Origin of the sequence: Klenkia terrae, from assembly GCF_900491935.1 — a bacterium.
GTDB classification, from domain to species: Bacteria; Actinomycetota; Actinomycetes; order Mycobacteriales; family Geodermatophilaceae; genus Klenkia; species Klenkia terrae.
In genome coordinates, this window is sequence record NZ_UEXK01000020.1 from 1 (window position 1) to 1,750 (window position 1,750).

General features: G+C 73.1%; 2 protein-coding genes. Both read left to right on the top strand.

Annotated elements, in window-relative coordinates:
* Positions 1-304: 304 nt before the first annotated feature.
* Positions 305-1,465: a DUF4240 domain-containing protein gene (locus LFA75_RS23710; RefSeq protein WP_225236174.1), complete on the top strand. Its 1,161-nt coding sequence runs from the start codon at positions 305-307 to the stop codon at positions 1,463-1,465.
* A gap of 153 nt (positions 1,466-1,618) precedes the next feature.
* Positions 1,619-1,750: DUF1707 domain-containing protein (locus tag LFA75_RS24245; protein WP_225236175.1), on the top strand; the 132-nt coding region annotated here is incomplete at its 3' end.

Here is a 1,750-nt window from a genome sequence, read left to right on the forward strand (position 1 = left end):
TGCCGCCCCCACCCGGTTCGCGCCCCCCGCGGGCGGGTCGTCCGGGTCCGCCCCGGCCGAGCTCGCCCTGGCCGCGCTCGGTGGTGCCGCGCTCACGCTGCTGGGCGTGGGCGTCGGCTACCTGCTCGGCCGCCGCTCCTAGTCGGTCCCGCACTCGTCGAGTGCGTCACCAGTCCGGTCCCCGATCCCCGCGGACCGGACCGGTGGCGCACTCGATGCAGATGGCGCACAGCTACCGGTCGGTCACGCCGGCCGTGCGGCGCGACGCCGGGATTGGCTCAGGGTCGACGTAGCGTTGGGCGGCATGGACGCCGACGAATTCTGGGGAATCCTCGAACCGTCCCGTGCCTCGATCCGATCGACCGATCCGGTCACCGCGGTGGAGGAGCGGATCACCGCGCTCCGTTCCGCACTCCGCGATCTGGACCCGCAGTCGGTCCGCGGCTTCCAGCAGGTGCTCCGGGAACAGACGACCCAGGCCAACAGCTGGCAACTCTGGGCGGCGGGTTTCGCCGCGGCCGGCGGGATGAGCGACGATGCCTTCCAACACTTCCGACTCTGGCTGGTGCTCCAGGGCCGGTCTGCGTTCGAGCTGGTCCTCGCCGACCCCGATGCGCTCGCCGAGCTGCCGTGGGGCCCAGATGGCGAGTCGTTCGACGTGGCCGAGGCAGTGGGCTACCTAGCGGACGAGGTGCTCACCGAGCTCGGCCAGCCCGGCGACGACGGCCAGCCCGCCGTCCTGGATGGGGAACCGTCGGGTGCACGCTTCGACGACGAGGACGCGGACTGGCTCGCTGCCACCTTCCCCCGCATCCGGATGCGCACCTCGGCGTCGGGTGAACCGGCCGAGGAGCAGTCCAGTGCCCGAGCGAGTTCGCAGCCCTGCAGTCCCGCGCGACTCGGGCGCCTACTGCTCGGACCAGCTCTCTGGGCACCCCGGCCCGCTCCGATGTCTACCGCGCCCCTCACTCCTCTCCTCGCTGCAGCCCTGTTCGAGCGCGGGCAGATCCGACACGAGGATCGGCCGATGCTGGCCGCACACTGGATCGCTGAAGGGCGGGAGGGCGACGCAGTCCTGGAGCTCGCCTCGTTGCGCGGTCACGAGCCCGAGGTGAGCGAGCTCTGGCCTGCAGCCCTGGCCGAGCTGGGTGCGGCGCCGCCCGACGGCCAGCGGGCCGCGATGGCCTGGGGCGCCGAACTCGTCCTGGCCGGTGATCGTGATCTCCGGTGGCTCACCCGCCTGCTCTGGCCCAGCCGGGGGGTGACCACCGACCCCGACATCGACGAACTCGTCTACACCCTCGACGACACGCTCGACTGGACCGACCGGGACCTCGGCAGCCGGCGCACCGGGACACGTCAGCGGGCGGAGTCGGCGCGGGCCGCCGTCGACGCCGCTGTCCGCGCGATGGCCCAGGGAGATGTCGCGGCGGCTCGGCACCTGCTGGACAGCTGGCACGGCTGACCCACCGCGGTCGCACCGGCCCGGCACCGTGGCGCGGCGGACGGCGCTGCCCACGGGTCGCCGCCGTCGAGTGCTGAGCCAGGACGGTCACGAGAACCTTCTGGCCGCTCTCCTTCCGCACTCGGTGGAGCGCAGTGCCCGGCGGCTGCCAGGATGCTGCTCGTGAGCGAGCCGGTGCCGCCGTCCCTGCTACGGGTGTCCGACGCCGAGCGGGCTCTGGTGGAGACCCGGTTGCGCCGCGCGGTCGAGGTGGGACAGCTGGAGCTGCGCGAGTTCGACCAGCGG

Coding starts and splice junctions, on each gene's coding strand:
- LFA75_RS23710 (WP_225236174.1), top strand. CDS start 305: ATGGACGCCGACGAATTCTGGGGAATCCTCGAACCGTCCCGTGCCTCG.